Source organism: Oleiphilus sp. HI0061 (assembly GCF_001635675.1).
In genome coordinates this window covers 1-6,857 of sequence record NZ_LWFE01001319.1, presented here as the reverse complement: position 1 = coordinate 6,857, position 6,857 = coordinate 1, and the positions used below count along the sequence as shown (strand labels likewise).

The 6,857-nt window shown below is 46.8% G+C and carries 8 protein-coding genes; 4 read left to right on the top strand and 4 right to left on the bottom strand.

Annotated elements, in window-relative coordinates; genetic code table 11:
• The 4 genes from metW to hemW all read left to right on the top strand — a co-directional run.
• Positions 1-448 (top strand): methionine biosynthesis protein MetW (gene metW, locus A3735_RS20855; RefSeq protein WP_068638564.1); only part of this gene is annotated, 448 nt, incomplete at its 5' end.
• Between the two features lie 32 nt (positions 449-480).
• Positions 481-951, top strand: coding sequence for a DUF4426 domain-containing protein (locus tag A3735_RS20850; protein ID WP_068510021.1), 471 nt, complete (start codon positions 481-483; stop codon positions 949-951).
• 14 nt (positions 952-965) lie between these two features.
• Entirely contained in the window at positions 966-1,571 is a 606-nt protein-coding gene (gene rdgB, locus A3735_RS20845; protein ID WP_068510022.1) for an RdgB/HAM1 family non-canonical purine NTP pyrophosphatase, read from the top strand.
• 8 nt (positions 1,572-1,579) lie between these two features.
• The gene (gene hemW, locus A3735_RS20840) at positions 1,580-2,758 is read left to right on the top strand and encodes a radical SAM family heme chaperone HemW (protein ID WP_068510024.1); all 1,179 of its coding nucleotides are present in this window, start codon (positions 1,580-1,582) and stop codon (positions 2,756-2,758) included.
• Here hemW and hemL read toward each other — a convergent pair.
• The 4 genes from hemL to A3735_RS20820 form a co-directional block, all read right to left on the bottom strand.
• Positions 2,755-4,038: a glutamate-1-semialdehyde 2,1-aminomutase gene (gene hemL / locus A3735_RS20835; RefSeq protein WP_068510026.1), complete on the bottom strand. Its 1,284-nt coding sequence runs from the start codon at positions 4,036-4,038 to the stop codon at positions 2,755-2,757. The genes hemW and hemL overlap by 4 nt on opposite strands.
• 19 nt (positions 4,039-4,057) lie before the next feature.
• Entirely contained in the window at positions 4,058-4,699 is a 642-nt protein-coding gene (thiE, locus tag A3735_RS20830; protein ID WP_068510028.1) for a thiamine phosphate synthase, read from the bottom strand.
• A 1-nt stretch (position 4,700) separates the two neighbouring features.
• Positions 4,701-5,129, bottom strand: a complete 429-nt coding sequence (hemJ, locus tag A3735_RS20825; protein WP_304438909.1) for a protoporphyrinogen oxidase HemJ — start codon at positions 5,127-5,129, stop codon at positions 4,701-4,703.
• A partial coding sequence (locus tag A3735_RS20820; RefSeq protein ID WP_068638562.1) for a chloride channel protein occupies positions 5,126-6,857 on the bottom strand: 1,732 nt, incomplete at its 5' end. The genes hemJ and A3735_RS20820, both read right to left, overlap by 4 nt.

The following is a 6,857-nucleotide window of genomic DNA, read 5'->3' as shown; positions in this document are numbered from 1 at the left end:
GATAACCCGATGCATTGAGAAGGGAGTTAATGTTATAGAGCATGATCTGGACAAAAGAGGCCTGTCTCAATTTGCCGATCAGCAGTTTGATACGGTGATTATGACGCAAGCTCTACAGGCAGTCCGGCGTCCGGATGTGATGCTTGATGAAATGATGCGTCTCGGAAATCAGGGAATTGTTACCTTTCCAAATTTTGGCTATTGGCGTTGCCGCCATTACCTTTTGTGGAATGGCAAAATGCCGATGTCGAAAACTTTGCCGCATACCTGGTATAACACACCGAACATCCACCTCTGCACCTTTAAGGACTTTGAAGCGCTTTGTGTTCAAAAAGGTATCAAGATCCTGAACCGCGAAGTGGTGGATGCAGAGTTTGAACAGAGTAGTTTTGCGCGCATGTGGCCAAATCTATTTGCCGAATTTGCGGTATACCGCATTAGTAAATAATTCACTTTTTCTGATCCAATAGGCTCAAGCGTATGAATTCAGCGATGATACGAACCTTAACAAGTTTAATTTTTTTGCTCACGACTTTTCTTTCTGTTGCAGCGAATGCAGAGAAGAAAGAGGTATTTCCAGGGCCTGATGGCAGCGATTATGAAGTACACTATATTGCCTTTGCCTCGACCTTCCTCGATGAAGAGGTTGCAAGGCAGTATCAACTAGTTAGAAGTCGTTCTTTAGGCTTGGTTAATATCAGTATTATTAAGGTCGATAAGGAGGGAAAGCGAAAAGCAGTGGGTGGTTCCGTGCAGGCAGAGATGATCAATGAGATTCGCCAGTCGCAGTTTTTATCTTTCCAGCAAGTTATAGAAGGCGATGCTATTTACTACCTGGCTCAGCTTCAATATCGCGAGGGTGATTTGTTGACCTTTGACGTAACGGTTTACCCGCAAGGTGGAACACAGCCACTAAAACTGAGGTTTACGCAAAACTTCTATAACGATTAGCAGGTCAGGCAGAGATGAAAATTGTATTAGCTACGGGTAACCAGGGAAAACTTCGAGAGTTTAAATTACTGCTGGCTGATCATGATATTGAGGTCAGCCCGCAATCAGATTATAACTTTGAGCCGCCTGAAGAAACGGGGCTCAGCTTTGTTGAGAATGCCATTATTAAAGCGCGTTGCGCAGCCAAAATGACAGGCCTACCCGCTTTGGCGGATGATTCGGGTATCGCGATTGACGCCTTACAGGGACAGCCCGGTATTTATTCAGCTCGTTTTGCAGGTGAGGGAGCTAGTGACCAGGATAACATCGACCTGGTTTTGAAAAAGTTAGGGGGGGTTCCCGAGGCAGAAAGAACAGCGCAATTCCATTGTGTTCTGGTTTATATGTCGCATGCTGAAGATCCAACACCTTTAATTTGCCATGGCCGTTGGCCTGGTAGAATTACTGAAACTCAGAGTGGCAGTGAAGGTTTTGGCTATGACCCGGTATTTTGGGTATCTGATCAACAATGTACCGCAGCAGAATTGACGAAAGAAGAGAAAAACAAAATTAGCCACCGTGGCCAGGCAACCCAGGCTTTGCTCGACAAAATTGAGCTAATCAAAGCGTCAATGGCTTAGGCTGAGCCTTGAATACACTGCCTCCACTAAGTCTCTATGTACACATTCCCTGGTGTGTACGCAAATGCCCTTACTGCGACTTCAACTCCCATGTCAGTGCTGAAATTCCAGAACAGGCCTATCTAAATAAGCTTCTTGAAGATTTGGACTTTGATAGGGAATTTGCACAGGGCCGTAAAATTGAATCGATCTTTTTTGGTGGCGGTACACCGAGTTTAATGTCAGGTGAGTTTTATCAGCGCTTACTACCTGCCATAGATAAGCGATTGCCTTTTGCCGAGCATATCGAAATCACACTCGAGGCTAATCCAGGTACGACTGAAGCGAAGCGATTTCAAGCTTATGCTCAAGCAGGTATTAACCGCCTATCTTTAGGTGTTCAGAGTTTTAAAGACCGCTATTTGGAAAAGCTTGGGCGCATTCACTCTGCTAGTGAAGCAATGAAGGCCATTGAACAAGCACACGAGGGAGGTATTACTAACTGTAATATTGATTTGATGCATGGTTTGCCCGGGCAAACATTGGATGATGCCATGGATGATATCCAAAGTGCATTATCGCTTGGGCCGAATCACTTATCCTGGTATCAATTGACGATCGAACAAAATACCGAGTTCTATCGCTACCCGCCTGCTCTACCTGAAGATGAACTGATGTGGGATATTCAAAATAATGGCCTGCAATTGTTAGGCGAGAAGGGTTTTCAGCAGTACGAAGTCTCGGCATTCTCGAAACCAGATTTTCAAGCTAAGCACAATCTTAATTACTGGCAGTTTGGTGACTATCTTGGCATTGGTGCCGGTGCACACTCTAAAATCACTTTGCTAGATGATGCTCAGCAGCTTAGGGGAATGTATCGCTACCGTAAGACTCGAACCCCAAACGATTACTTAAAAGCAATTGCTAGTAGGCGCTCTGATGTCAGTTCAGGGCCTAGTATTAGAGTGGGCGAACAAGCTATTCCACAAGAAGATTTAGCTTTCGAGTTTATGATGAATGTTCTACGTCTGACGAAAGGTGTGCCAGCTTCACTACTGTCTCAGCGTACGGGCCTGGAACTCAGCGTCTTAGAGCCTATGTTAACGGAACTCAAGACAAGGGGCTTGATGAAGGAAGAAGGCCTATGTACGACGGACAAAGGCCTGTTATTTCTGAATACTATTTTAGAAGGTTTTACAGAAAACTAAGCAAGAGACTTGAGCACTTTTCGTGCTGCTTCAACTGTTGCTTCAATTTCCTTATCGCTGTGCGCGCTTGAAACAAAGCCAGCTTCAAACGCAGACGGCGCAAGATAAACACCTTCTTCTAACATCGCATGATAGAAAGCCTTGAAACGAGGCAAGTCACATTCCATGACTTGATCAAAGCGAGAAACTTGCTCTGCTTCGGTAAAGAAGAAACCAAACATTGCACCCACCTGGTTAAAGGTCATTGGCACACCGGCTTCTTTAGCAGCTGCTTTTAAGCCGTCTACCAGTTTCGTGGTTTGCAGACTTAGCGCTTCATAGAAACCTGGCTCGGATATCGCATTCAGCATAGCTAGACCGGCTGCCATGGCGAGCGGATTACCCGATAAAGTACCGGCTTGGTAGACTGGGCCTGTAGGCGCTATCGCTTGCATAATATCTGTACGGCCACCGAAAGCGCCGACCGGTAAACCACCGCCAATTACTTTTCCTAAAGTAGTTAGGTCAGGCTTCACATTGTATACAGACTGGGCTCCGCCTAAAGCGGTTCTGAAGCCAGTCATGACTTCATCAAAGATCAAGACACTTTCATGTTTGTCACAGACTTCTCGTAAGCTTTCTAAAAAGCCAGGTACTGGAGGAATGCAGTTCATATTCCCGGCAACGGGTTCGACAATAATCGCAGCAACCTGGTCACCCATTTCATCAAACAGTGCTTTAACTTGGTCTGCATCATTATAGGTAAGGGTGATTGTATGCTCGGCGACACTCGCAGGTACTCCAGGTGAATTAGGCACGCCAAGCGTTAGCGCGCCAGAGCCTGCTTTAACGAGTAGCGAGTCAGCATGCCCGTGATAACAGCCTTCGAACTTAACGATTTTATCGCGTCCGGTAAAACCACGCGCCAAGCGAATAGCGCTCATGGTTGCTTCGGTTCCCGAACTCACCATACGAACCATTTCAATAGAAGGGACAAGTTCGCAAACCTTTTTCGCCATGATGGTTTCGATTTCAGTTGGCGCACCGTAGCCCAAGCCGTGGTCTAGTTGCGCTTTCACGGCAGAGATTACATCCGGGTTGGCATGGCCCAAGATCATTGGTCCCCATGACGCGACATAGTCGATATAGCGCTTGTCGTCGGCATCTACTAAATAGGCGCCTTCACCGCGTTCAAAGAAAATGGGAGTACCTTCAACACCTTTAAATGCGCGCACCGGGGAGTTTACGCCGCCTGGGATCACACTTTGGGCATCGTTGAAAAGATCTTCGGATCGAGACATATTGGAACCTGTTTCTAAATTAATAAGTTTGAATTTGTTTAAATGCGGCGCTTAGCGCCAGCGCAGCTTGGTAGATATCTGCCTGGCCAAAGAGACTATTAATGACCGCAATATTATGAGGAGGAGTATCTCTGAAGCGAGCAATATTGTCTATGCTAATACCCCCAATGGCTAGTACGGGAATACTCAATTGCAGTGCTTGCTTGAATGTTTCCAGGCTACATGGAGGTGCTTCTGGCTTAGTTTGTGATTCAAAAAAACGACCAAAAGCACAGTATGATGCGCCTTGGTTAATACAGTCCTGAGCATATTGCAGGTCACTATGGCAGGTAACGCCAATGATCTTTTTGTCGCCGAGTGCTTGCCGTGCTTCGCTTAAGTGGCCGTCAGATTTTCCAAGATGCAGCCCATCTGCATCGCTGTCGAGGGCCAGGGCCAGGCTGTCATTAATGATTAGTGCTGCCTGGTACTTATGGCACAAGGCTTTGAGTCGGAGTGCCTTGGCAAGCGCCTGATCTGGCTTTGATTGCTTATCGCGATATTGGATAACACGGCAGCCACCTTTAAGCGCACTTTCTACCCCGGTAAACAGAGACTCGCCAGGAAGCAAAGAAGGATCAGTAATGCCGTATATGCCTTGCGGGAGTGTCGAGACCGGCATGTTAAAAGGGCTTCACAACAACAAGAATAACGATGCTAATAAGCAGTAATACCGGGAACTCATTAAACCAACGATAAAATACGTGGCTTCGGGTATTATTGTCGCTAGCAAACTGCTTGAGAATCTTGCCGCAATAGAAGTGATAGCCAACAAGAATCGCGACCAGTGTTAATTTGGCGTGTAACCAGCCACCGTGGAAGTAACCTTCTACATTATAGGAAATTAGCCAAAGCCCCAGCACAATCGTTGCAATCATCGAAGGGGTTCCAATGCCGCGGTATAGCTTTCGTTCCATAACTTTGAAACGCTCTAAGCTGGTTTGGTCTGTTGACTGAGCGTGGTAGACAAATAAGCGGGGCAAGTAAAATAAGGCGGCAAACCAGCATACAACAGCAACAATGTGAAAGCTTTTTACCCAAAGCATGTTTATTTCCTTTTGTATTGATAATAATTTTCGACTTCAGCGCGAGTGACGATACCCAGGACACGCGAAACGGTAGGAGCACTGGTTCTCTCGACATATAAGGCTTCAGTTTTAGTTTCTGTAAAGCGGTCAAGGGTTTCCTGAAGCGTGGCTTGAAAGTAGAGAGAGGCAATATCTTTTCGCTGTGCCGGGATTTCAAACAGGTCGATCAGGATGCGCTCCTTAATCGGGTGCTCCTCACCCTCGATCAGCTCCTGTTCGTTTTCCTCCAGGTAGTGCGCAAGATCGACCGTGGGAAGAAGCGAAACTGGTTTACCATCGCTGTTATTGATTAGTATCCATTTAGGCTCCTGGCGCAAAATTTCCTTGGCTTCCTCGTAAACTATATGCCGTTTCGTCGGACTAAATTGTCGGGTCATAATGGCGCCAACACTGACGCGGCGAAGTGCCTGAATAACCGGGCTATTGTGATAATCGAGACCTTGTTCCTTCAATATACTCAGGAAAATAGACTGCTGCTTGAACACTTCACTTGCAACCATACTGGATACAACAATGATCAACATTCCCGGCATGATTATATTGGGGTTTTGCGTAAGTTCTAATAAGGCTAATAGTGCGGCCAAGGGAGCTTGTAGCGCGGAACCCATCATCGCACCCATACCCAACATAGCGTAGAAGCCAGCTGAGGAGGCGGTTTCAGGCATAATCCATTCAGCGATTAGGCCAAATACGCCGCCAACGGTTGCACCAATAAAGAGAATTGGGCCCACAAGTCCACTTGGCATCCCCAAGCCAATGCTAATGCCCGTTACCACAATTTTTACCACGGCGATGCAGCACAGTAGAAGCAAACCAAACTCGCCCAAAAGCGTTTGGTTTACAGTGTCATAGCCTACCCCCATTATCTCGGGCACAAATGCTGCCGCAACGGCGGTTAAGGCACCGGCAGCGGAGATCCGATAGAAAATATTGCTAGTGCTATTACGCAAGGTGAGCTTGATCAAGCCAACAAAGCAGGCTGAAACAATACCAATACCTATGCCACAGATAATGATATAGGGAATTTCCATCAGAGAGTTCATATACAGCTGGGGCACGAGGAAGGCAGGGTCTGCGCCATAGAAAACCTGAGAAATAATCGCTGCTGCAACCGAAGCCAGGATGACTGGCGTAAAACCGGCAATGCTATATTCCATCATCACGACTTCCATAGCGAAAATGACTCCGGCAATGGGGGTGTTGAAGGAAGCAGAAATGGCGGCAGCTGTGCCGCAACTAATTAAGGTCCGAATACTGTTGTTGGGTAGGTTTAGATAGCGACCTAGTAAGCTAGAAGCTGCTGCACCCAAATGTACGGCAGGTCCTTCTCGTCCGGCAGACTGGCCGCTAAAAATGGTTAACACGCCACCGACAAATTGGGTCATCATACTTTTAAACGAGATATAACCCTGATGATAATTGAGACGCTCCATCACTAGTGCGACGCCGACCTTACGCTGGCTAATCTTCAAACGATACCAGATGGTGCCGATTAACAGGGCGCCGCTAAGCGGCATCACCACCCGCATAAAGGTACTTAAGCCTTCAAAATTTTCCGGATCACCTTCAGGAAGAAAATAAGCAAGAGGGACTTCGATCATGAAGCGGAAAAGCAGGATGACACCAGCAGTTAAGGACCCGGCAATCAGGCCAAGAATTGCTAGCTGTGGCAAAGCATCGACACCAGAGAGC